Here is a 25,721-nt window from a genome sequence, read left to right on the forward strand (position 1 = left end):
CTAACGTGGCCTCGGAGGTGTGCCCATGAAGCTTCGCCTGGTGCTCGTCGAGGGTGCGTTCGACGATGCCGTGCTGCGCGACGTCGTCGTGAACGCCGACCCCGACGCGACGCTCGGGGAGGTCGCCGCCGCGCTCGCGGGCGACGACGACCACCCCATGACCCTGGCCGTCGTCCACGACGACGATGAACTCGCACTTCCGGCGTCCCAGCGTCTCGGCGACGACATGCTCGCGCAGGGGTCTCGGGTCCGGCTCGTACCGGCGGCCGAATCCGCCGCACACCGCCGCGTCGGGTCGCTCACACTCGTGCGCGGCTCGTGGAACGCTCCCGGTCGTGAACTCCCTCTCGTCGAAGGGCTCACGACGATCGGCACGGACGAGGCGAACGACATCGTCCTCCAGGACGCGAGCGCGGCACCGCGGCACGCCCGGTTGTTCGCGGGCGGCACGATCGAGCTGTTCGACCTCGATTCCGGCATCCCGACGGAGGTCGACGGCGACCGTGTCGAACGCGTCGCGGTCCACGGCACGGCGACGGTCACGTTCGGTGAAACCGAGATCTTGGTGCGCGATCAGAGAGTCTCCGGCGCGCAGCGCACGGGGCCGCGCGAGATCGTCCGTCCGCCGCGCCTCGTTCCCCGCTTCGTCCCACGCCGCTTCGCACCGCCGACGGACGACGACGAACTGCTCTCGGTGGCTGCCGAGATCGAGCGGCGCGCGGGCGAGCAGCGAACGGCCGCCCTCGCCGAGTGGCCCGCGCCCGACACGATCGCGCAAGAGGTCCTCGCGGGTCAGCCACTGCTGTGGACGCGGCGCCCGCAGCATTCGTCGTTCGCGGGAGTGCGAGTCGGGGTGGCCGACGGGGCGCGCGAAGACGAACTCCTGCCGGCCGTCTCCACCGACCCGCGCGCGCAGGCGTGGAACGATCTCGACGAACGCACGGCGCGCGTCGAGGGGCTGCCCGCCAGCATCGCTCTTCCCGAGGTCGGGTCGGTCGGCATCATCGGCGCGGAGCAGCAGGTGGGCCCCGTCGTCAACGCCATGGTCATGCAGCTCGCGGCGCTCCACGCCCCCGATGATCTTGCCGTCGCCGCGATCGTTCGCAAGCATCAGTCCGCCGAGCTCGATTGGCTCAAGTGGCTTCCGCACGCGTGGAACGAGGGCGGATGGCTGGGGGACGCGCCGCGCCTCGTGACAGCGCGCGCCGCGGCGGATGCCCTCCTCGCGGCCATCGAATCCGCCGAGGTGCGCGAGGGGCGGATGGTCGTGCTCATCGTCTCGGCTGACGCGCCCGTCGATCGGTCGCGCCTCCTGCGGCTCGCCGAGCACGGTGCGGCACGCGGCATCCATATCATCTGGACCGTCGACGAGTGGAACCGCGTGCCGGGAGCGTGTGGTGCCGCGATCCGCACCGAACCCGAGACTCTGAGCCTCGTTTCCGACGGGTACGAGCGCCCACTGCGGCTTGACCGTGTGAGCGGAGCCGAGGCGCGGCGGGTCGCACTGGAACTGGCCGGGACGAGGGATGCCGCGAGCGAGCGCGCCGCCGTGCCGCCCCCGGAGTCGATAGATCTCGTGGGAATGGTGGGCCGCGCGGCCGCATCCTCGCCCCACGCGATCGCGGGGCGCTGGGATGCCGCCGGGGCGCGGGGAAGCGCGGGCACGCGGGGATTCCGGGCCATCGTCGGATCTACGGGTTCGCGGCCGCTCCAGATCGACCTGCGGAACGCTGTGACGATCATCGGTGGAGCATCCGGCTCCGGAAGGTCGGAGCTCGTGCGGTCGTGGGTTCTCAGCCTCGCACTGAGCTACGGGCCCGATCAGCTCAGCATCCTCTTGATCGATCCCTTCGGCGGGGCAGCGCGCGGGCTGGAACGGCTTCCGCACGTCATCAACAACATCGTGTTCCCCGACGCGGTCACACTCACGCGCGTTGAGAAGATCCTGCGTCTGCAGCTGCCTGCTCACGGCGAACATGGGCCCGAGTGGCTGTCTTGGGTGTCGCGGAGCAGGAAGCGCCTCCTCGTTGTGGTCCAGAACGCTGATGCCCTGGAGGACGCGCTTCCCGGCTCGCTCGAGAAGCTCACCGACCTCGCAACCCGAGGCATGCACCTCGTGGTCGAGACACAACGGCCGACCGCGCTGCCTGAATCCGTCCTCCGGGCAGCGCGCGTGCGCATCGCGCTGCGCACGAACGACGAAGACGAGAGTCGACTGCTCATCGGCAGCGACGACGCTGCCTTGATCGATGTTCGTCGACCCGGCAGAGCCATCGTCGCGTCGGCGGGACAGCGCGAGGAGTTCCAGGTCGCCTCGGTCGGAGGTTCCGTCCTGGCCGATGGTGCGGTCGTCTCGGCGGTGGCCGCGGGGCTCGGCTTCGGCGAGGAGATCCCGCTCCATCCGGATGCTGAAGAGGAGAACGACGAGGCGACGGTCATCCGGTCGTCGACGGACGCGGACGAGATTGTCGCGTCGATCGTCAGGGCCGCAGAGCTCGTACCCGGGGCCATCCCGATCTACCGCCTCCCGTCCGAATTGGAAGAGCGCTACGGCGTGCTTCGGCTGTCGACGCGCGACGACAGGGCGCTGGCCATCGGAGTGGTCGACGACCTCGCATCCTGCCGTCTGAGCCCCGCGACATTCCGTCCGGACGAGCACGGACACATCGTCGTGTACGGGCCCCAGGGCACGGGTAAGACAACGGTTCTCCATACCCTCGCCGTTGCTGCGGGCCTCACTCCCGACGGCGTCCCCGTCGAGGTGTACGGGATCGGCGAGTCGCTCCGCCCCCTCGACGGCCTCGCGCACGTCGGGGCGATCGTCGGCATGGACGACCGCTATCGGGTACTGCGGCTTCTCCGGATGCTCGTGTCGCGAATCCGGGATCGGCAGGCACAGCTCAGAGCGCTGCAGCACACCTTCGCCGAATCCCGTCGCCCCGGTCTGATGAGCGCTCCGCTCGCTCGGATCCTCCTGCTCGTGGACGTCGCCGATCCGATGAAAGAGCTCATCTTCGAGAAGGGCGACATCCCAGATCTCTGGCGTCGGATCCTTGCCGAAGGGCGCGCCGTCGGTATCCATGTCGCCATCTCCTGGGAGGGTCCATCGCCGCATCCCGATCTGCGTCGCCACATCCCCAGCGTCTTGCGTCTGGGGTCTGCGGCGTACGACGGGGGCGAGATGATCCCGTCACGACTGCGCGAGCCCATCCCCGTCGGTCGTGGGTCCTGGGAGGGGTCGCTCGTCCAGGTCGCGACTCTCGGGGGCGACATGGGCCTCGGAGCCACCACGGCCATGCATCGGTTGGCCCAGCGCCAGCGGGAGCTCGGGGCGAATGAGGCAGCCGCCGTTCCTGAGTTGCCCGATCCGCTCTCGCCCGACCTCCTGCCGGAGGAGGTGGACGGACGTCCCGTCCTCGGGCTCTCTGTCATCGAGGTCGAGCCCGTGGGATTCTCTGCGCACGGTATTCTTCCCGTCTTGGGGCCGACGGCGCGGGATCGTGCGGAGTGTCTCGCTGCCCTCGCGTTGGCTCTTCGGCGGGCTGGTGACGAGCGCGAGCGCGTCCTCGTGACGGGGCCGCGGGGGCTGCTGGACGCTCACCGACACCTGTTCGCCGAGGTGACCTCGTCGGCGGATCGCGTCAAGGAGCTGTTGGATCCGTCGCAGCCCTCGCGACCGGTCGTCTTCGTCGAGCAGGCCGCGCTCACCCGTCCCGTCGATTCGGCCTTCGACGCCGTGATGGCGGCGCGGGAGCGGGAGGGGGATGCCCTCGACGATGAGCAGTTCGTCGTCATCACACCCTCGCGCTTGTCTTCCGTGAGCTGGATGGGCGCGGTCAGGGAGCAGCAGCGCGCCCTCTTCATCCGCCCTGAGCGCTTCGACACGGAGACGGCGTTGGGCGTCACTGTGCCGGCGGTGCTTCAGCAGGCGCCCATGCGGGGGTACTGGATCGATGGCGAGACAGCCGTCGTCGTGCAGCTGCCTGTGCTGCCCGAAACCGACAAGCCGACCTTCGTGGCCGATGCCGCGACGATCGGTCTCGGGCACACCGCCGTCCGTGACGAGCTCGACGAGCGCTCAGTCGCCAGTCTCGACGTGCCGCCCCCGCCGCCCCCGCCCCCAGCAGGCCCCGTCGCGCCCTCCACCGGCGTAGCGCCGGGCGGTACCGACCGCGAAGCGTGGCTCGTAGGACTCATCGACGAACGGTTCGCCGACTACGACGCGACGCCGACGAGCCGTGTCCTCGATGAGCTCTACGTGCTCATCGGCGCGCTGAAGGTCGCCGGTCTGGAAGACGCGTACGAGGCGATGCGCCGACGCCTGTCGGTCGTCGTCAAGCGCAACGCAGACTCCGCGACGACCGAATAGCGCACTGCGGCCAGCGTCATACGCCGATCGAGGTGCGGCTGCGCACACCGACGCCGAAGCGGGACTTCGCGGATGCCAGTGCGGCCCGGAGCGCGAAGTCTCCGCGCGGCGCGACGACGGCGGGTGCAGCCCCGAGCCGGATGCCGTGATCCCCGACGATGCGCCACGCCGTGGATGCCGCGAGGGCGAGAGCCGTGGCATCCTCGAGCGGTTCTTGGTCGTCGTCGGTGGGGAGGGGGGTTCCGCTCGGATCCGCCATGGCGTACGTCCCCACGCTTCGCGCGTCGAGCACGAGATCGGCCAGGAGCCGGTCGTCGCCCACCTCGAAGGCGAGTCGGAACGCTGTGATGCGCGCTTCGTGGGCGATGTTCTCCGACCACGCGAGTCGGTCGGTCGTGCCTCTCAGCTCGTAGCGGCCGGCGTCGAGCGCGAGCGCCGCGGGGATTGCGATGTCGGCGGCGCGGTGTCGCAATCGCTGCGCGGCGACCCCCTCGCGGCGCGTCGCGGCGCGCGCCCACATGTCCGCCCGATCGATCTCGCTGCGTGCTGCGTCGGCGACGAGGGCGAGGTCCATGTACAGGTCGAAGGCCCGGCCGAACCGGCGGTCGGCCGCGTCGCGATGACCCTCCAGGCCGTCGATGACGGCGATCCTGCGTTCGGCATCGGCGACGCCGCGCCCATCGTCGATCCGGCGGGAGAGGACGAGAGCAGATTCTAGAGCCGTGCGCGCTTCGGCCAGTCGGCCCAGGCGGACGAGCAGATCGCCCGTGAGAAGGTCGCACTCCGCGGCACGATCGGCGAGCGCTGCTGGGTCGATCGCCCGGCGGATGCCGCGGTAGGCGTCCACGGCCTCGGCCAGGCGGCCGATCGCGACGAGCGACAGCGCCGACTCGAACTGGCAGCGCAGTTCGCCGACAGAGTCGCCGAGCCGGCGATACGCGCGCGCCGCCTTGGTGAGGCACTCCCGGGCGTCGCGCTCGTGGTGCTGCATCCTGCGGTAGGTGAGGGCGAGCTCGAAATCGATCCTCGCGACGTCCGCCCACTCGCGTCGCGTCGCGAAGCGAGTACGCGCCGTGCTCAGGGCCGCGATGCTCTCGTCGAATCGGCCGAGTTCGCGCACCGACAGAGCACGGTCGACATCGATCGCCGGCCGATGTGGGTCATTCTCGGGCAGGAGACCCAGGAGGTCGTCGAATCGATGAACGGCCTCGCGATGGCGGTTTCTGGCCGCCGACAAGAGGGCCTGCTCCCACCTCACGCTGGAGGCGTCCGTGGAGACCGTGTCGCTCTCCGAGAGGCGAGCCGCCTCTCGGAGGGCCTCGTCGGCGGCATCGAACCACCCGAGTCGTGCACGTGCTCGGCCCTGCGCGAGGCGCGCCGTCGCCAACGGCATCGGCACGCCGCGTGCCGACCGCATCTCGACGAGCTCGTCGAGAACCGCGAGAGCGTCCGCCCATTCCGATGCGGCGAGCAGTTCTTGCCCGCGCCGCCAGAGTTCGTCCTCGCGATCGAGCCCCAGGTCGCGCGGCGGTGCGACGTCGTCGGGCAGCATCCCGGAAATCTCGGTCAGGACATCGACGAGATCCTGCATGCGAGCAGGACGGTCGGCGGGATCGTCGGCGAGCGCGGGGTGGAGGATCTGCCGGACCGTGTCCGGTACGACCGCGCGCGCGAGCTGCTGCTGCGGATGCAGCGTCGCGGGACGCGGGCTCTGGCCCGTCAGAAGAGTGAGAAGCGTCGCGGCGAACGAGTACACATCGCTGCGTGTGCTCAGCCGTCCCGTCGGCGAGAGGGCTTCCGGCGGAGCCCACGGGACGGAGTAGCCGACCGCTCTCGCGAGAGGATCGCTCGCGAGTGTCGCGGCGCTGCCGAAGTCGATGAGCGTCAGCGAGCCGCTCTTCTCGCTGCACAGGACGTTCGCGGGCTTGATGTCGCCGTGCAGGATGCCCTGAGCATGGACCGCGGCCAGGATGCCACCGAGCTCGACCCCGATCGCGACGGTTTCGCGTGCCGAGAGAGGCCCGCCCTGGACGCGCTCGCTGAGGGGGACGCCCCCGTGATCGAAGACGGCGTACGGCCGTCCGTCTGCGGCGCGTCCCGAGTGGAGTGTGTGCGCGATGCCGGGGTGCGTGATCGAGCTCGTGATCCCCACCTCGTCATCGAGGATCCGTGCATCGATGCCGCGCCGCAGGACTTTGATCGCGACCGGGCGAGGAGGGGAGAGCTGCCGGTACAGGTGGACGTCGCTCGAACCGCCTCCGCCGATGCGTCGCACGAACCGGTAGCCGTCGACGAGGGGAGGCGGGGGCGGCGCCGCACTCTCCTTGCCGCGCGACTCACCGGGAACCGGGGGCGCCGCGGGTGCCTCGCCCGAGCTCGCGCTCTTCTGGCCGAGGAGTGCGTCGAGAAGACTCCACTCCTCCCCGTCGCTCTCGTCGGCGACGGGAGTGCGCACCACCTCCGGGGGGCGCTTCTCACCGAGCGAGTTCCCGCGGGAGGCGCGCGACCTGGGCACGACGGTGTCCTCGGTCGAGGGAGGCTCGGGCGATGCCATGATCGAATTATCGTCCGAACCGAGCAAGGATGCGCAGCCTCATGTCCCGACCGACGCTGATCTACTACAGCGAGGATGCCGGCGACGTCTACGGATTCTGGCAGTGGGTCGACGGGCGACGCTCGGAGCCGCGGTCGTTCCGCATCGATCGTGCGACGCTGACGCCGCTGCTTCGGGAGCTGCGCGAAGCTCTGCCCACGGCGCTTCCGGGCGAGAGCGTCGTATCGGCGATCCGGCGGATGCGCACCGTGGGATCGCTCACCTCCCGTTCGCGGGAGCGCATCCTTGCCCGCACGCTCAGCGAGACGCTCATCCCCCCGGCGCTCGCGGCTGAACTGGGAGAAGAGTTCGCGGCGACGGGCACGACGGCGCTCCTGCGCATGCTGCCGGCACCGTCCCTCGCGGCGGTGCCGTGGGAGGCGCTCCTCGTCGGCGACGATGCGCGTCCTCGGCGACTCGTCGAACTCGTCGACATCGTGGCGGATGCTCCGCTCGGCGTGCACGCCGGACGGTCGCGGTTGCCCGAGCCGTGGAGCGACGCCGTCGCGTCCAGACCGAGCGTGCACATCGTGGATCCCGGAGCGCCCTCCGCGAGCTCAGGGAGTGCGCGGCGCGTGGGTGCCGTGCTGGCGCCGTCGCAGCGTCGCGCGATCGCCGAGCGGCATCCCGCGGCGCGACTCGTCTCGACGCGCGCCGTCACGCGCAGTGACCTGTCCGCACAGCTTCGTGCTCATCCGGCGCCTTCGCGACTGTTCTACATCGGTCACGTCGTCAGTCCCGGCCGCGCATCCGGGGCGACCTCCCTGCTCCTCAGCGACGACGAGTCCATGTACGGGGTGCTCCCGGTGTACGGGGGTCGCCGACCGTTCAGCGCACTGGACGCGCTCGAGGGCACGATGTTCGCCGACCGGCGGCTCGCCGACGCGGGTCTCGACGGCGACGATGCCGCGCTCGCCTGGCCGACGGGTCGTCGAGAAGCTCTTCCCGGGCCGGACATCTGGCCGATGCCGCCCCGTGTCGCGCTCATCGCGTGCACGTCGGGCGGCGACCTCGAGCACGCGGAGCCGTTCGGCCTCGCCATCGCGTTCATCAATGCCGGGGCCGAGATCGTGACGGCCTCGCGCTGGGCCCTCCCCACCGACCTGGCTTTCCGCGACAGCGAGGCGTTCCGGCCGGACATAGACCCGCAACCCCTGCTCGACATGGCGCTCGCCGTCGACAGCGCTCATGTCGCACCGGATCCTGTCGCGGCCATCGCGTCGTGGCAGCGGGAGCGCGCCGCCGAGTGGGACTCGCGGGATGACGCGGCGGATTGGCTGTCCCCCGTGACCTGGGCCGCCCTCACGACCTTCTCGGCACCGGCACGCAGCGTCCTGCCGCTCACGGCCGATGAGGCCTCTCAGATCGCCGCAGACGACTGACTAGACTGGGCGCGCCCGTTCGGGTGACACCGTGCGGGTGGGAGGAGAGCGATGCCTGTCGTCCTCTCGCATGTGCTCGCCCGGTCGTGGTCATCGATGCCCGACGACGTCCTCCGGTGCCGGTTGATGACGACGGGTGGACTGCCGAGCAAGTCGATACGCGAGGGCTTCCTTCTCGCTCTGCTCCAGGATGCCGGCATCCGGATCGTCCAGAAGGAGTTGGCGGGCCGATCCACGAGCCTCATCGACGACAGGCTCGGCGACGACATCGTCCGGGGCCTCGTCGACCATCGTGATCGCATCGTGCAGTACACGCGCTGGGTCGAGGCCCTCGACGCGATCCGCGACCGTCGCGTCGTGAAAGCCGAGACGGTGCATCGGCTCGCGCGAGACAGTGAGCGGACGGAATCCGGCGCGATCAGCGCGGAGGATCGGGCCGCCCGCGCACGCGCCCTCATCGCGGATGCCACGTCGGATGGCGCTGTGCTGTCTGCGGAGAGCTTCCAGGCGCTGTGGAGGGATGCCGCGGCGCGCGACGACCTCGAGGCGATCCTCGAACGCGCGTGGTCCGAACGAGCCGTGACCGACACGGTGTCGACGATGTTGCGCGAATACGGGAACTTCCTCATCGCGTGTGCGGTCGATCCGTCCGCCGACGGGGAGTCCCGAGCGGCGGCCGATCAGGCCGCCGACGACCTGTGGGACGTGATCCTCGATCGACCGGTCGAGTTCGGAAGCGCCGACGCGCGCCGTCACCATCTCTCGGAGCACGTCGCACCTCGCATGCCCCCACTCGTGCAGACCGGCGCGGGGTCGAACGGTCACGGCGGCTTCTTCCCCGTCGACCGTGGCATCTCGGAGCGCATCGACCGTCTGCTGCGAGGAGCCGGCGCGCGGATGGGGCTCGGGGGAGATGCGCGCGCGGTCGCTGTCACCGTGGTGGAGGCGTCCGCGCAGCCCCTCGGGCTGCCGCACGATTGGGCGGACAAGATCATGGCGATCGGTCAGGTCGCCTCCTCCCTCATGACCTTCGATCCGCAGAGTCCCGCGGAGGACCGCCGATTCGTCGCGCGGCTCGAGGGGGGACAGCATCGCATCGCCCGCAGTTGGCGTCTCGCGGTGGCCCGGGCCCGCGCGATCGGCCACCTCGCACACACCGACGACGCGATGGCGTTCTTCCAGTCGCCCGGCGATTACTACGCGGGTCGGTTGTGGACGAGGGTCCTCCGGAGGACCCTCGTCTCTCAGGATCCGCCGTCGGCACGGGAAGTGTGGGACCTCGTCTACGGAGCCTTCGTGTCGGCACGGTCCGAACTGACCAACGTCGCGGGAATCGTCGAGACGACCAGCATCGACTCCTCGGTTCCGCAGAGGCGCTCGGGAGCCGCGTCGGCTCCGCTCCCCGGCCGATCGGCAGTCGACGATGTCCTGCAGACGGCGATCCACGAGCGCGGTGCGCGCGAGGTCATCGAGTTCTGGAACGCCGTCGCCCAGCTCCCCCCTCGCACACTCGCGCCCGCGGACCTCGTCGCGCAGTGGGAGGGTTACGTCCGGGCCGAGCGGGATCGACACGTCGTGGCGACGCCGCTCGCCGGTCCCGATGAGTTCTCCGTGCCGTTCGAGGCGGCGCGGGCGTGGCTTGCGTTCCGTGGGCCGCTCGACATTCCACCGGCCAGCGGGATCGGTGAAGAGGATGCTGCTCAGCGCCGCTCCGAGCAGCATCCTGAGCATCGAGCTCTCGGCGTCTCCCGCGACGAGGTCGCCGATCGAGGATGGAGTGAAACCGCATGACCGTTCTGACTCTGCGCCGCCATGGCGTTTCCACGATCGTGGAGCCCGAGCGTTCCGCGCGCGTCGACGACATCACGACGGTGCGGCTCGGGCTCTCGGGGGGCGCGCTCGTCTTCGATGTGACCGACGCCGATTCCCTTCCCCGCGTCGAGGTCTTCGATATCGACGCCGCGTCCTGGTGGCTCTTCTCCGTGTACGGCTACGCAGCGGCGGAGCGCATCGTGGAGTTCGCTCACGCCGCAGACGACGGGCACGAGGAGCCCGCGGCCGAGGAGCTGGCCGGTGAGCGCGGCCCACGCCTCGACTCCCTCCTCCGGCTTGCGCTCGCACTGTGGATGCGACGCTGGTGGCCGACCCCGTCTGCCGCTGTCCCCGAACTGACGGAGTGGCTGCTCGACGCCGAAGCGGGGGTCCTCGCCGACGATCTCGAGATCGCTCTCGACCGCGACCGCGCTCTCGCCGAGCGCCTGCTCGCCCCGCATCTCGAGCGGATGGCGGCGAACCTCGCCGCCCACGATGCTCGTCTCGACGCGAGCCCCGTCGACGCGCGTATCGACCAGGTCCTCCGGGCGGCCGCCGCCGTCGCGCTCGATGTCGTCGACCCCGCTGAACCCGGTTTCGACGGACTCGACGCGATCGACCGGGCGGTCCGGCATGCCGACGACCTGACGACGCGACTGCGATCGGGACTCGCCGACGACGACGCGCTCGCCGCGGCGATCGACGCCATCGTGAACGCCGGTCTCGAATCCAGCGAACCCGGCGAGGAACACGAGATCTATGCGCTCGCCGCGGGAGACGATGACGAGGGGTCGCTCGTCCAGCGCGGATCTGCCCCCGTCGACCCTCGCGCTGTCGCGCCGCGCATCCTGTCGACGGCCGATGACGCGATCGTCTGGGAAGTGCATGCGACGGCGGGAGGCCTGCGATGCGACGTCACCGTGCAGACGTCGCCCGCAGCGGAACTGGCGAAGATCGGCCGGTTCTTCGCGCGCGTCGATCAGGACGGTTCGTCCTCCGTCGTCGCGCTGCAGCGACTCGGCGGGCAGCTGCACGGAGAAGTGTGGCTCGATGCCTCGATCGGAGATCGCTCGCTCGTGGTCACCGTGTATGACGGGATCGACGGATTCGACGGCGTCGCCCCGCGTTCCGCCGATCTGCGCGCCCGCGAGCGAGACGCGATCGCGCGCATCATCGGCGCGCGAGCCCGCGTCGCGTCGGCGGGACCACAGGACGGATGGCAGGGACCGTTCGCCGCTGAACTGGGCGCGTCGGCGAAGGTCCCGCTGCAGTGACGGCGGAAGCCTTCTTCGACGCCGAGAACGTCTTCTACGGACTCAATGCGCGTCAGCGTCCCGCGGAAGAGCCGCTCACCATCCAGGAGTCCCTCTTCGGGGCGGTCGAGGGAACGACACGAGCGGGTGACCTGCGAACGCTTCTGCGTGTCGTCGACCTCATCGTCGACTGGTTCGAACGGGAGTCCGGCACGACTCTCACGCGCATCGACACCTATGGCAAGCCGCAGGATCCTGCCGTCATCGCTCTCTTGAGTGCTCTCAGCGCCGACGACGACACCTTCGCGCGCGTCCTCGGCAGTCAGATCATCGAGCCGCGCGTCGATCGCAACATGCTGCTCGCCGTCTTCCGGCGACGGGGGACGACCGTCGTCCATCACTCGGTCGGCGTCGAGAAGCATGCCGCGGAGACGGTCATGGTCGAGGAGCTCCGTGTCCGACTCGCGTCACCGGACCGGGTCGGGACGTACCTTCTGGGAGGCGAGGACCACGACGCGCTGTTCCCCGCGGATCACCTCAGTGTCGCTGACCCCGGTGTCGAGTTCTGGTTCGTCGTGCCGGTCGGGAGCGCCGCGTGGCGCCGCGCGCATCGGTTGGGTAGCTATCGACACCTGGACGAACGCAGATTCGCCGCCATCGGCGAGATCATCGCGGCCGCCGCCGTCGCTCATGGCGCACCGCTGGATGCTGAGCGGGATGCGGACCGTCGGCGGATCACCGCGACGATCGCGCGGGCGCAGCGCGATGCACGCGCCGTCGATGACGACGGCGTTCCCGATCATGTCGGGGAGCGACTGGCCGCACTGATCGGAGTCCATGAGGCAGCCCTCGCCCATACGGCCGTCGGGTCCTCCCGCTGGCGTGAAGGCATCGGAGATGTGTGGCTGCAAGACGCGGTCGATCGGCATATGAGCTCCGTCGCGGGCGAGAGTGAGCTCGCTGCGATGCGACGGTCGGGGATCGCGGGAGGTCGCGCCGCGCAACTCGTGCGCCAGTGCGGCATCCTTCAAATCCAGTCCGACGAAGCCGGTTCCGGATCCGCGGCGCTCCTGGCCTACCTCTCCCGGATGAATGCGGTGTTCGGCTACACGACGGCGATCTCCGCCCTCGCGACGGTCGTTCTGCGATCGTCTGCTGCCTGACCGCCCGCCCGGTAGAGGACGGGGGCGTCGGGTGCGCGCCCCCCGCAGCGCGCACCCGACGTCGGGTCAGGAGCCGGAGAGCGGCGCCCCGCAGCCGACGCACGTGCGATTGGCGACGTTGTTCTTCGTGCCGCACGTCGCGCACGTGCGCGCTTCCTTCTGGGCCTTGTCCATGTTCCACCTCCCTCGATCGGTGTCGTAAGAGACACCGATCCCGCTGACAGGACCGCTGACCTGCTACCGGTGCGGTGCGGTGCGGTGAGAGTGTGCCGATCAATCGCCCGGCGATCGCCGCAGAGTGAAAATGTCTATCCTCTCAACGATGTAACCGCCGCGCCTCTCGATCCGGGCAGAAGCGACGCAGAGCCCCTGTGATGTCGAGGAATCTAATTACTCTTGACAAACAACAAAAGCCGTCGATACCGTCAGCGTAACGCTGTCAGTGTCGACCGAAGGATGATCGACGCCGGAGCGCCAAGTGACCATCGACATCCAGGAGCACATGGTGCACAGAGCAGTCCATCACCCGCGCAACAGAACCAGGGCGACCGCCCTCGCGACGACGATCGCCGTCGTCGCGGGGCTCGCCCTGCCTGCCTTGTGGGGCAACCCAGCGGCGGCGCAGACCGCCCCGACCGAAACGAGCGCGGCGCTCGCCGCGGAAGCCGCCCCCGACTATCGAGTCCTCGTCTTCTCGAAAACGGCCGGTTTTCGACACGGATCGATTGCGCCCGCGAACACGCTGATCGCCGACCTCGCGGAAGAGAACAACTTCGAAGCCGTCTTCACCGAGGACTCGAGCGTCTTCGGTCCCGACAACGCCGAGGAGCTCGCGCAGTTCGATGCGGTCGTCTTCAACTCGACCACGGGGGATGTCCTCACGGGTGAGCAGCAGACCACCTTCGAGGAGTACATCCGGGGAGGCGGCGGCTTCGCCGGCATCCACGCGGCGAGCGACACCGAGTACGACTGGTCCTTCTACGGGGGCCTCGTCGGCGGATACTTCAACGGACACCCTGCACCCCAGCAGGCGACGGTGAAGATCGAAGACAAGGTCAACCCGTCGACGGCCCATCTGACCGGCGACACCTGGGTGCTCGAGGACGAGTGGTACAACTTCCGCAACTTCACGCGCGACAACGTGCACGTCCTGCTCTCGCTCGACGAGAAGTCGTACACGGGCGGGTCGATGGGCTTCGACCACCCCATCGCGTGGTGTCAGGCCGACTATGAAGGCGGGCGCTCGTGGTACACGGGACTCGGGCACATCGAGTCGAACTACCTGATCCCGGCCTTCCGCCAGCACGTGCTCGGTGGCATCGAGATCGCCGCGGGCGTCGTGCCCTCCGGCTGCTCGGCCACGCAGAGCGAGAACTACGAGAAGATCACGCTCGACGACAACACGCAGAACCCGATGGCGATGGACATCGCGCCTGACGGCACCGTGTTCTTCGCCGAGCGCAACGGACGTCTCCAGCAGATCGACCCCGCAACGCGCTCCACGTCGACCGCGCTGACGCTCTCGGTCACTCAGGCCAACGAGGACGGACTTCTCGGCGTCGTTCTGGACCCCGACTTCTCCACGAACGGCTGGGTGTACCTGTACTACGCACCCAACGACGTCGGTGCGGACGGTCCGCACAACCGCCTCTCGCGATTCACCTACGACTTCGCGTCCAAGACGGCGGCGGCGTCGAGCGAGAAGATCCTGCTCAAGGTCACGACACAGCGCAACACCTGCTGCCACGCGGGTGGCGACATGCTGTTCGACAACGACGGCAACCTGATCCTCGCAACGGGCGACAACACGAACCCGTTCGAGTCCGACGGATACGCGCCGATCGACGAGCGCACCGGCCGTGCGGACTACGACGCACAGCGGACGTCGGCCAACACGAACGATCTGCGCGGCAAGGTGCTGCGGATCACGCCTCAGGCCGACGGCACGTACACCGTGCCCACGGGCAACCTGTTCGCCGAAGCATCCGACACGCAGAGCAAGACGCGTCCCGAGATCTACGCCATGGGATTCCGCAACCCGTTCCGCATCGGACTGGACCCCGCGACGAACCACCTCTTCGTGGCTGACTACGGTCCGGACGCGGGGTCGGCGAACGCCAACCGCGGCCCGGGCGGCACCGTCGAGTGGAACATCGTCGACGAACCGGGCAACTACGGCTGGCCGCTGTGCGTCGGGATCAAGTGCTACCGCGACTACAACTTCGCCTCGGGCGTCTCTGGTGCTGCCTTCAACCCGGCTGCTCCCGTCAACGACAGCCCGAACAACACCGGCCTGACGAACCTGCCCCCTGTGATCCAGCCGGAGTGGTGGACGGAGAACGGCCTGGCCGCTCTCTACCCCGAGATCGGCGGAAGCGGCGCGCCCATGGGCGGGCCGGTCTACCGGTACGACCCCGACCTCGAGTCCGACGTCAAGTGGCCCGAGTACTGGGATGGCAAGGCCATCTTCGGTGAGTGGAACCAGGGTCGTCAGTACTCGATCCAGCTCGACGAGGAGACCGGAACCGAGATCGTCGACATCAACCGGATCCTTCCTGGCATCTTCGATGGCGGTGGTGAGTGGCACCGTTCGATGGACTTCGAGTTCGGCCCGGACGGCGCGCTCTACGTCATCGACTGGGGTTCGAGCTTCGGAGGCTCCACTGCCGACTCCGGTGTGTACCGGATCGACTACGTGCAGGGGAACCCGTCACCGATCGCACGCGCATCGGCCGATGTCACCAACGGTCCTGCCGAGACGCTGACGGTCAACTTCAGCTCGGCCGGGACGCGACACCCGCTCGCCCTCGACTACACGTTGGAGTGGAACTTCGGTGACGGCTCCGCGACATCGAGCGAGGCCAACCCGACCCACACCTACAACGGTGCGGGCGCGTACACGGCGCAGCTGACGGTCACCGACACCCTGGGCAGCACGGCTGTGGCCAACGTCCAGATCATCGTCGGAAACGCGGTGCCCACGGTGACGATCACCTTCCCGGAACAGGGTGGGTTCTTCGAGTGGGGTGACCAGGTCCTCTACGAGGTCACGGTCGACGATCCGGATGCATCCGGCCCCATCGACTGCTCGAAGGTCACTGTCGTCGCAGCGCTCGGACACGATTCGCACAATCACGACTTCGGCGAGCAGCACGGCTGCCAGGGAAGCATCCAGACGATCCGCGACGCCGGCCACGGCCTCGAAGCGAACCTCTTCTGGGTGATCAACGTGAACTACGTCGACGACGGCGGCGCCGCAGGCGTCCCGCTCACCGGATTCGGCACGAACATCCTCAACCCGAAGTACTTCCAGGCGGAGTACTTCGACGAGACGGGTCGCGTCGGCGGAACCGGCGGGGACAGCGATGGCGTTCTCACCGAGACGACGGGCGACTCCGCGGGTGGCGGACTCAACCTCAGCTACGTCGAGGTGAACGACTGGTGGTCCTACGAGCCGATCAACCTGACCGGAATCGATTCGGTCTCGTTGCGACTCGCGAAGGGCACGGCCGGGGACGGGACGATCGAGGCGCGCTGGAACTCGCCGACGGGACCCGCGTTGGGCACCGTGACGTTCCAGCCGACGAACGGCTCGGACGGACAGCCTGCGTGGCAGAGCTACCGCGACTTCAGCATGCCGCTCGACACCGCGGTCACGGAAGGAGAGACGGGAACCCTGTACTTCGTCCTGACCTCGGGTGGAGTGAACGTCAACTACCTGGTGTTCGAGGGAGACGGTGTCCAGACGAATGCCGCTCCCACGGGTGAGCTGACCGTCGACACCACGGGTGGAGAAGCTCCTGTGGCCGTCGCCGCCTCCGTGTCCGCCACGGACCCGGACGGTGACTCCGCGCTCCTGACGTATCAGTGGGATGCCGGCACGGGTGACGGCTTCGTCGCCGGAACGTCGGAGTTCTCCTACGAGTACACCGAAGCCGGCACCTACGGGCTCAAGGTTCGTGTCACCGACGAAGGCGGCGCGTACCGCGAATTCAGCGAGTCGATCAGGGTGACCGCACCGCCGATCGGAGTCTGCCTGAACGGACGTTCGGACGGGTTCGACGGGACGTCGCTGGACACCCAGCGCTGGAGCCAGTCGGTGCGCGTGAACCAGGAGGCCCAGGTGGCCGACGGCTACCTGACCGTCCCCGCATCGCGGACCGATATCCACGGGAACGGAGGCTCGACCCCGAACATCATCCTTCAGGAGATGCCGGAAGGTGCCTTCACCGCGACCGCGAAGATCGAGTTCCCGGCACGTGTGCAGTACCAGCAGGCCGGAATCACGATCTACGGCGACGACGACAACTACGTCAAGGTCGTCCTCCAGGGTCGCGCCGGTTCGGAGAGCGCAGCGAATCGCATCGTCCAGTTCTTGAAGGAGGACAACGCGACGCCGGTCGAGTACAACACCGCTCAGCTGGGCGCGGAGTTCCCCGACACGTTCTACGTGCGACTCGTCAGCGACGGCACGACTCTGACGGCGCAGTACTCGGCGGACGGAGTGACGTTCACGTCGATGGCGGAGACGTTCACGATGAGCGGCATCGAGAACCCGAAGCTGGGTCTGCTTACCCTGGGGTCGACGTCGACGATCGCGGGAACCTACCCGATCACGAACGCCAAGTACGACTGGTTCCACGTGACGCCCGACGACACGGCGACAGCCGCGACGCCGAACGATCAGTTCGACGGAGCCGAGCTGGACTCCTGCCGCTGGACCGTCGTGAACGAGGATGCCGATGGCTACCGCGTCGCGGACGGGCAACTGCAGATCGACACGACTCCGTTCGACATCTACAGCACCGATACCGGGGTGACGAACTTCATCGTTCAGCCTCAGCCGGGTGCCGACTGGGTCGTGGAGACGAAGGTGGACGGCTCGCAGCTCGATCGTCGCTATCAGCAGGGTGGGCTCATCCTCTATGGCGATGAGCAGAACTACGTGAAGCTCGACATCCTCGCCACCAACGAGGCAGGGCAGGCGATCGCTCGCAACATCGAAATGCGCAGCGAGATCGGCAACACGGTGCAGAACCCGCAGCCGAACGCCCCGGCGCCGGCTGACGGGATCGTCTGGCTGCGCCTCCAGAAGAGCGGTTCGACCTTCACGGGCTCGTACAGCTCCGACGGCGTCACGTGGACGCAGATCTCGGAGACGGTGTCGAACACGGCGCTGGATGCTGCGCAGATCGGTGTCTACGCGCTGGGCAACCCTGCCCAGGGCCAGGTGTCGAACACGGCGTCCTTCGACTACTTCACGGTGGTCGAGGACGAGCTCGAGGTCACGGCGGCAGTGGACCCCGCCGCTCCCAACGGAGCGAACGGCTGGTACACGAGCGGCGTGACCGTCTCGGTCGACGCTCAGGGTGGCAGCGGGACTCTGTACCGCGAGTACAACCTGGACGGCGCTGGGTGGGTCGAGTACACGGCTCCTGTCGCGGTGACGGACGACGGCGAGCACGAGCTCGAGTACCGCGCGTCGACGTCGGACGGAGGGTCTGCCGAAGCGCAGTCCGTCTCGTTCAAGATCGATGGGACAGCTCCCGTCGCGACCGCAACGGTCGTCGCGGACGAGTCCGATCCCACGGTCAGGTCGCTCGAGCTGGAGGCGGACGACCCGACGAGCGGTGTCGGATCCATCGAGTACCGCATCGACGGCGGCGAGTGGACGGCCTACACCGCCCCCGCGGCGCTGGATGCCAGTGCGCACGTCGTCGAGTACCGCTCGACCGACAACGCGGGCAACACGAGCGAGGTCGCGAGCATCGATGTACCGGAGGGCCGCGTGCCGCTGGACGTCACGGTCGCAGCCAGCGTTCGCTGCATGGGCGGAAAGGCGTTCCTCACGGTCCAGGCGAAGAACAACGAGGACGTGCCGGTGTCGATCACCTTCGACACCGAGTACGCCACGAAGTCGTTCGCCAACGTGGCATCGGGGAAGAACGCCGTCCACGCCTTCACGACACGTCTCGTGAACCTGCCGGCGGGAACCGCCACGGTCACCATGACAGCGGATGTGAACGGTAAGACCGTCACAGACACGGTCGAGGTGGGATACGCCGCTCACTCCTGCGGCTGAGTGATGAGGGGGTGGCCTGGATGATCCAGGTCACCCCCTTCTCAGGAGTTCAGACACGTTTCCGGCGGGATGCCGCCGATCACAGAGAAAGAGAACGAGATGGGTAAGAGAGAGATCGTCGCGCGGTGCGCGATGCTCGCCGCGGGTGTGGCTGTTCTGGCGGGAGCTGCGACTGCGGCGACGGCCGCCGAGCAGGATGAAGACATCGACGTCACCGTCCAGATCGCCGAGATCGACGAGCCGGGGGCGCTCGCGATGAGCGTTGCAGGTTCGTCGGTGGCACTCACCGAGAACGGTTCGACGTCGACGGTGCGCCAGTTCACCGGTTCGTTGCCGACGGTGACGATCACGGACACCCGAACGGCGGACGAGATCCCCGAGGGTGCCTTCTGGTACGTCCTGGGATCTGCGTCATCCTTCACGGGAGACGGCGGCCAGCCGGAGATCTCGGCCGCGAACCTCGGCTGGGCGCCCGAACTGCTCGATGGCGGGGAGTCGGGTCTGGTGTCCGAGGGCGATCCGGTCGAGACGGTGCTCGACGAAGGCCCGAACAACGTCGGCCTTGTCGATCGGGAGCTTCTTGCGATGGCGGCGGATTCCGGGATGCTCGCGGAGGAGGGAGCGTGGACCGTGACGGCCGACCTCTTCCTCCGCACCCCCTCCACCGTCGTGCCGGGCTCGTATGCATCGGTGCTGACGCTTTCCCTGTTCGAGTGACCCTCCGGGGCGGGGGTGGTCTTCCACCCTCGCCCCACCCGAATACTCCGTTCGTGAGACGGACGCGACGACGAGATCCGAAAGTGAAGACATGAGTTTCCTGACACGTAACGTGAATCTGCGACGCGCGGCTGTCGCGATCATGATCGCCGTCGCGACGGCGTTCGCGTTCGTGCTCTCAGCTGCACCCGCGCAGGCTCACCATGGAAAGATCGACGCGCAGGTCGCCCACGACGGGCTCGGCGGGGTGTACGTGACGTTCATCTACATCGAAGACGGTCACCCGGTCGACGCGCTGCTGACGGCGACCGTCGAGGGGCGATCCAGCAGCGGGGAGGTCGTTGAGCCGATCGCGCTGTCTTCGGCGAGTCAGGGCGTCGGCATCTGGGAGACGCCCGCCGGCTCCTTTCCCGCGGGACAGTGGGAGATCACGGTGCGCATCACCGATCCGGTCGCGTTCGAGAAGAGCATGCCGATCGAGATCTCGGTCGCCGATGTCGTCGAGGACGACCACGATGAGCCCGCCGCGTCGGACGCCCTCTCGGCTCCCACGGCGAGTGCCACGACCCCCGGTGATCCCGGCATGGGCGTCTGGCTGGGCGTGGGGATCGGTGCGGTCGTGGCTACCGCGATCGTCGTTGCGGTGCGGATGTCGCGCAAGCGGACGCCTGCCTCAGCCCAGTGATGTTGAACCCGCAACTATGTGTTGACTAACAACAAATAATCTCAGTACGCTCTGAGCGTCATGGGTGGCCGAACGGCCGCGAGTCGCGCTCGAGGAAGAGCAGCGGAACGAGGAGAACATGCCGCAGGCGATCGTCACAGAGGTCCCGTCGACCAAGTGGGAGGCGAGGTCGATCGTCAGACCGGCCCGCGGAGTGGCGCCTTTGCTGCCGGAGTTCGGCGAGACCCGAGCTCGCCCGACCTGGAACGCGTATCGGGACCTCGTGGGAGGCTTCGTGGCCCGCTATCCCCAGCCATCCGGCCAGTAAGACCCTTCCGCTCCCGGAGCTGGATCGACGATCGTCTGAGGTGTCATCGCGCGTGACGCGGCACGGAACATTCGGCTCAGACGACAACAATTGCGAGTAGCATCAAGATCGCAGACAGCTCACGCCTCCGCTCCCTTGACCGCAGGCACGCAGGAGTGACCGGGAGGGTGGATGAAGGACACGGCCGACGGCGGCGCGCGTGCCGGATCCCGCGGCAGCAATCTGGAGGACCTTCGGCGTCAGAACCTCGGCGCGGTGCTCTCGCTCGTGCACGCCAATCGGTCGATCACGCGCGCCGAAATCACTCACGCGACCGGATTGAATCGCTCCACGGTCGCGACGATCGTCGCCGAACTCGAGTCGCTCGAGCTCGTCACGGTCTCGCAGCCCGTCGACACGAAGCGCGTCGGTCGCCCCAGTACGATCGTCGGCCCGTCGGAGCGGCACATCGCGGTGGCTCTGAACCCCGATACGGATGCCATCACCATCGGCGTCGTCGCGATGGGCGGGCGGGTGCTCCGAGAGTTCCGCTTCGACATGGAGCAGTCGCCCAGCGCCACGCAGACCGTGAGCACGCTCAAAGCCCTGCTTCGCGGGCTGGAGCTGTCTCATCGCGGATCCGTGCTCGGCATCGGCATCGCCGTTCCGGGGCTCGTCGGGGCGCGTGACGGGATCGTGCGGGTCGCTCCCCACCTCGACTGGCGCGACGAGCCGCTCGTCGAGATGGTCGTGACGGCGACGGGGATACCCGCGTGGGCGGCCAACGACGCGACGTGCGGCGTCGTGGCGGAAGGGCAATTCGGCGAGGGTGCCGGCGAGGAGAACGTCGTCTACCTGAACGGCGGTTCGGGTGGCATCGGTGGCGGAGCCATCGTCGGGGGGCAGCTTCTCACCGGTCAAGGCGGATTCAGCGGCGAACTCGGACACACCCTGGTGAACTCGGACGGACTCAGATGCCACTGCGGGGCGGTGGGATGCTTGGAGACCGAGGTCAACCGCAACGATCTCCTGGCCGCCGTCGGGCTCGAGACCGCCACGAACGCGCAATTGGAAGATCGGCTGCGCACCCTCTACCTCACCGACCCGAACGTCACCGCCGTCGTCGACCGTCAGCTGGAGTTCCTCGGCATCGCTCTTCGGAACTTCGTCAACACCTTCAATCCGGGGATCGTCGTGCTCGGAGGATTCCTCGCGTCTGTGCGGAACGCCACCGGCGGCGCCCTGCAGGAGGCCGTCGAGCACTCCGCGCTCCCGGGTCCTGCCTCGGAAGTGCGGATCGTCTCCTCGACGCTCGAGGACAACCTCTTGATCGGTGCGGGTGAACTCGTCTTCCAGGCTGTGCTGCGAGACCCGACCTCGGTAGCCGTTCACGACCAATCGAACGAGCGCCGACCAGAGCCCCTGGCTGCGGGCTGATCGATCCCGCTCGCGCGGGGGCGTTCGCCTCGCAGGCGCCTCGGCCTCAGCCGCGCCCGCCGGGTCGGGCGAATCGCTGTTGGAGGAGGACGGCGACGACGATGATGACGCCCTTGGCGACGGCTTGGACGGAGGAGGTGAGGTTGTTTTGGACGAAGACGTTGGTGAGGGTGGCGAAGATGAGGACGCCGAAGACGGTGCCGACGATGGTGCCGCGGCCGCCGATGAGGAGTGTTCCGCCGACGACGACGGCGGCGATGGCGTCGAGTTCGTAGAGGAGGCCGTGGGTGGAGGTTCCGGCGGTGGTGCGGCCGAGGATCATGACGGCGGCGATGCCGGCGGTGAGGCCGGCGATGGCGTAGAGCCACATGGTGTGGCGTTTGACGTTGATGCCGGCGAGGCGTGCGGCTTCGCGGTTGCCGCCGATGGCGACGGTGCGTCGTCCGAAGGTGGTGCGGTTGAGGACGATCCAGCCGAGGATGGAGACGATCGCGAAGATCCAGATGAGGATGTCGACGCCGAGGAGGTTGGTGTTCATGAAGTCGATGAAGTCGCGGCTGTTGACGACGAGGGTGCGGCGTTCGGCGAGGATTTCGGCGAGGCCGCGTGCGGCGACGAGCATGGCGAGGGTGGCCATGAAGGCGACGACGTTGCCGTAGGCGATGACGATGCCGTTGATGAGGCCGGCGGCGACGCCGACGGCGAGGGCGATGAGGATCATGAAGATCCAGTGGGTGTCGCGGACGACGTCTTGGATGACGGCGAGGGTGGCTGCGACGGAGGCGAGGCCCATGACGGCTCCGACGGAGAGGTCGATGCCGCCGGCGATGATGACGAGTGTCATGCCGATGGAGATGACGCCGATGATGGAGGCCTGGCGGAGGATCGTGAGGAGGTTGGAGACGCCGAGGAAGCTGTCTCCTGCTGTCACGGCGCCCACGATGATCAGGAGGATGAGCGCGGCGACGAGACCGAAGTTGCGGCCGACCGGGCCGGACAGCACCCGGCGCACGGCGGACTGCGGCTCGGTCACGAGCGTCGCCGTGGTGGTGGGAGGGGACGCCGACAGCTCACCGGGTTCCGTTTTCGTCTGCTCGCTCACGCGGCAGCTCCTTTCATGACGAGTTCGAGCACGCCGTGCTCATCGATTTCGGATGCCGGCAGCGTGTCGAGCACACGTCCGTCGGCGACGACCAGCACGGTGTCGGCGAGGCCGAGCACCTCTTCGATCTCGCTCGAGACGATCACGATCGCGTTGCCATCCGCTGCCAGTCGGCGGATGAGGGCGTAGATCTCCGCTCGGGCACCGACGTCGACGCCGCGCGTCGGCTCGTCGAGCAGCAGAACACGCGTCCCATGGACCAGCCATCGGGCGAGCAGGATCTTCTGCTGGTTCCCTCCGGAGAGCGTGATCGCGGGGCGGTCGGGGTCGGCCGGGCGGAGATCGAGAGCCGTGATCTGCTCGGCCGCCGCCTTCCGCTCGGCACGGGTGTCCACCCACCCTGCGCGCGCGAATCGCGGAAGCGACGAGAGAGTGACGTTGACGTAGATGGGCTCGTCGAGGACGAGACCCTGCGACTTCCGCTCCTCCGGTGACAGTCCCATTCCCGCCTTCACCGCCGCGATCACCGAGCCTCGTTTGAGGGGCGCGCCCGCGATGGACACCCGACCCCCCGTGGATCGACGTGCGCCGTAGACGGTTTCGAGGATCTCCGACCTTCCGGACCCGACGAGTCCCGCCAGACCGACGATCTCGCCGGCCCTGACCGTGAACGACACATCCGAGAACACGCCCTCGAGTTCGAGGCCCTCGACATCGAGGACCACGGGGGAGCCGCCGGGCACGGGAACCGCGGGCGGGAAGACGTTCTCGACCGCTCGTCCCGTCATGAGCCGGATGAGCTCGGATGTCGGAGTATCGCCGACGGGCAAGCCGTGAGCCATGCTCCGTCCGTCCTTGATGACCGTGATCCGGTCGCCGATCTGTCGGATCTCCTCGAGCCGGTGAGTGATGTAGACGACGGCGATTCCCGCACTCGTGAGCTCGCGCACGACGGCGAAGAGGTTCTTGACCTCCTCCGAGTCGAGGACCGCTGAAGGCTCGTCCATGATGATGAGCTTGATGTCGTGCGAGAGCGCCCGTGCCATGCTCACGATCTGCTTGTTGGCCGCGCTGAGGGTGCCGACCTCGGTGCGGGGCGATATCGCGCTGTGTCCCAGCCGCTTCATGAGCTCGCGCGCTTGCTTGTATGCCCTCCCTCGGCGTGTGAAACCGCCCCGGGAGAGCTCGTGTCCGAGGAAGATGTTCTCTGCGACGGTCAACCCGTCGACGACGTCGAGCTCTTGGTACATCGTGGCGATGCCGAGTTCGATCGCCGCCTGCGGATCGGGGATCGTCACCGAGTCGCCCATCCACAGGATCTGGCCCTCGTCAGGCTGATGAACGCCCGCGAGCGTCTTGATGAGAGTCGACTTCCCGGCGCCGTTCTGTCCGAGGATGCAGTGCACTTCGCCGGCCCGGATGTCGAGACTGACGTCCTTCAGCGCGCGGACGCCGGCAAAGGACTTCTTCAGGCCTTTCACGTCCAGAAGAACCGGCTGCTCGACTTTGATCATGCTCGCAACATATAGCCTCCGTGCGCTGCACACAACACGAACTGTGCCGCGAAAGATCGTTCTGATGACGTCTTGCTTAGCCCTCTGTCCGTGTCTAGACAACGATCTGAGTCATTGCTATGGTGCCCCTGGCCGTTATTTGATGTCACTACAAACAAACGCGCCGATGGTGATGCGGCACCCGACTCACCTGCACTCACACCTCAAGGGAGAGAAACATGGCACGGAATCACAAGCTCGCGACGCGCGCGCTGTTCGGTGTGGGGGCGTCTGTCCTCGCCATCGGCCTTCTCGCCGGCTGCACCAGTGGTGCGACGGAGGAGGAGGTCGTCGATCAGGGCACGACGAGCGAGGAGAATGCGGAGGCTGGTGAGACGGTCGTCATCGGCTTCTCGGGTCCTGCTGCCGATCATGGTTGGCTCGGTGCGATCAACTCGGGTGCTCTTGCCGCTGCGGAGAGCTTCGACGATGTCGAGCTGCGTCAGGCGGAGGGGACGAACGACGCCAACGCGCAGATCGCCGCGGTGGAGACGTTCATCAACGAGGGCGTGGACGCGATCGTTCTGCTCCCCACTGATGGTGCGGCGCTCACCGAGGTGGCGATCAAGGCGATGGAGGCGGGGATTCCCGTCGTGAACGTCGACCGTGAGTTCTCCAGCCCGTTCGCTGCGCGCGCCACGATCCTCGGTGACAACTACGGCATGGGTGTTTCGGCGGGTACGTATTTCTGCGAGCAGTTCGGTGACAACCCTGACGCGGTCATCGCGGAGATCGCCGGGATCGACTCGCTGCCCCTCACGCAGGACCGTTCGGCGGGCTTCGCGGACGCGCTCAGCGACTGCGGCCTCGAGGTCGGCCCGCGTGTGGCGGCGGACTTCACTGTTGCCGGTGGTGAGGCTGTCACGTCGCAGCTGCTGTCGGCCAACCCGCAGATCGATGGCATCTGGAACCACGACGACGACCAGGGCATCGGTGTGCTGGCTGCGATCAACGCGGCCGGTCGTGACGAGTTCATCATGATGGGCGGCGCGGGGAGCCGTAACGCGATGGAAGCCATCGAGGCCGACGACTCGGTCCTGAAGGCGACCGTCATCTACCCCTCGACGCAGGCCGCTGACGGTATCGCGCTGGCACGCCTCATCGCCCAGGGCAAGACGATGAGCGACCTCATCACCCCGTCGGTCCCGAACCGGATCGTGCTCGACGCTCCCGTCGTCACGAAGGACAACGTCGCCGACTTCATCGGCCTCTCGTTCGATTCCTGACGACACACCACCGGGGCGTCCGTCCATCCGGGCGGGCGCCCCGTTGCCCTATCCACGAGAG

13 protein-coding genes are annotated in these 25,721 nt (G+C 68.0%); 10 read left to right on the forward strand and 3 right to left on the reverse strand.

The window, feature by feature from the left end; genetic code table 11:
- Positions 1-25: 25 nt before the first annotated feature.
- Positions 26-4,369 carry an FtsK/SpoIIIE domain-containing protein gene (locus tag FBY39_RS05660; RefSeq protein WP_141930925.1) on the forward strand — a complete coding sequence of 1,448 codons (4,344 nt, stop codon included), beginning with the start codon at positions 26-28 and terminating at the stop codon, positions 4,367-4,369.
- A gap of 16 nt (positions 4,370-4,385) precedes the next feature.
- Here FBY39_RS05660 and FBY39_RS05665 read toward each other — a convergent pair whose 3' ends face one another.
- Complete coding sequence (locus FBY39_RS05665; RefSeq protein WP_141930927.1) at positions 4,386-6,923, reverse strand: protein kinase domain-containing protein; 2,538 nt, start codon at positions 6,921-6,923, stop codon at positions 4,386-4,388.
- Between the two features lie 41 nt (positions 6,924-6,964).
- Here FBY39_RS05665 and FBY39_RS05670 point away from each other — a divergent pair, with 41 nt between their 5' ends.
- The 8 genes from FBY39_RS05670 (at position 6,965) to FBY39_RS05705 (ending at position 21,779) form a co-directional block, all read left to right on the forward strand.
- Positions 6,965-8,344, forward strand: coding sequence for a CHAT domain-containing protein (locus FBY39_RS05670; RefSeq protein WP_160132959.1), 1,380 nt, complete (start codon positions 6,965-6,967; stop codon positions 8,342-8,344).
- 51 nt (positions 8,345-8,395) lie between these two features.
- A complete protein-coding gene (locus FBY39_RS05675) occupies positions 8,396-10,135 on the forward strand; it encodes a hypothetical protein (RefSeq protein WP_141930930.1) in 1,740 nt (579 codons plus the stop codon).
- Complete coding sequence (locus tag FBY39_RS05680) at positions 10,132-11,430, forward strand: hypothetical protein (protein ID WP_141930932.1); 1,299 nt, start codon at positions 10,132-10,134, stop codon at positions 11,428-11,430. The genes FBY39_RS05675 and FBY39_RS05680 overlap by 4 nt, the downstream gene beginning before the upstream one ends.
- Positions 11,427-12,572 (forward strand): hypothetical protein, encoded by a 1,146-nt coding sequence (locus tag FBY39_RS05685; protein ID WP_141930934.1) that lies wholly within the window; start codon positions 11,427-11,429, stop codon positions 12,570-12,572. The genes FBY39_RS05680 and FBY39_RS05685 overlap by 4 nt, the downstream gene beginning before the upstream one ends.
- A gap of 478 nt (positions 12,573-13,050) precedes the next feature.
- The gene (locus tag FBY39_RS16790; RefSeq protein WP_141930935.1) at positions 13,051-18,654 is read left to right on the forward strand and encodes a ThuA domain-containing protein; all 5,604 of its coding nucleotides are present in this window, start codon (positions 13,051-13,053) and stop codon (positions 18,652-18,654) included.
- Positions 18,655-18,753: 99 nt separating this feature from the next.
- Entirely contained in the window at positions 18,754-19,371 is a 618-nt protein-coding gene (locus tag FBY39_RS05695; RefSeq protein WP_222115660.1) for a hypothetical protein, read from the forward strand.
- A gap of 91 nt (positions 19,372-19,462) precedes the next feature.
- Entirely contained in the window at positions 19,463-20,056 is a 594-nt protein-coding gene (locus tag FBY39_RS05700; RefSeq protein ID WP_141930937.1) for a hypothetical protein, read from the forward strand.
- 478 nt (positions 20,057-20,534) lie between these two features.
- Positions 20,535-21,779: an ROK family transcriptional regulator gene (locus FBY39_RS05705; protein ID WP_141930939.1), complete on the forward strand. Its 1,245-nt coding sequence runs from the start codon at positions 20,535-20,537 to the stop codon at positions 21,777-21,779.
- A 46-nt stretch (positions 21,780-21,825) separates the two neighbouring features.
- On the opposite strand, the gene FBY39_RS05710 is transcribed toward FBY39_RS05705, so the two are convergent.
- Together FBY39_RS05710 and FBY39_RS05715 are read right to left on the reverse strand one after the other, a co-directional pair.
- Positions 21,826-22,881, reverse strand: a complete 1,056-nt coding sequence (locus FBY39_RS05710) for an ABC transporter permease (protein WP_141930941.1) — start codon at positions 22,879-22,881, stop codon at positions 21,826-21,828.
- A complete protein-coding gene (locus FBY39_RS05715; protein WP_186336923.1) occupies positions 22,878-24,395 on the reverse strand; it encodes a sugar ABC transporter ATP-binding protein in 1,518 nt (505 codons plus the stop codon). Before FBY39_RS05715 ends, FBY39_RS05710 begins: the two co-directional genes overlap by 4 nt.
- Positions 24,396-24,613: 218 nt before the next feature.
- On the opposite strand from FBY39_RS05715, the gene FBY39_RS05720 reads away from it, so the two are divergent.
- Positions 24,614-25,660 carry a substrate-binding domain-containing protein gene (locus FBY39_RS05720; protein ID WP_141930943.1) on the forward strand — a complete coding sequence of 349 codons (1,047 nt, stop codon included), beginning with the start codon at positions 24,614-24,616 and terminating at the stop codon, positions 25,658-25,660.
- The last annotated feature ends 61 nt before the right edge of the window (positions 25,661-25,721 follow it).

Origin of the sequence: Microbacterium sp. SLBN-146, from assembly GCF_006715145.1 — a bacterium.
Classification (GTDB): domain Bacteria; phylum Actinomycetota; class Actinomycetes; order Actinomycetales; family Microbacteriaceae; genus Microbacterium.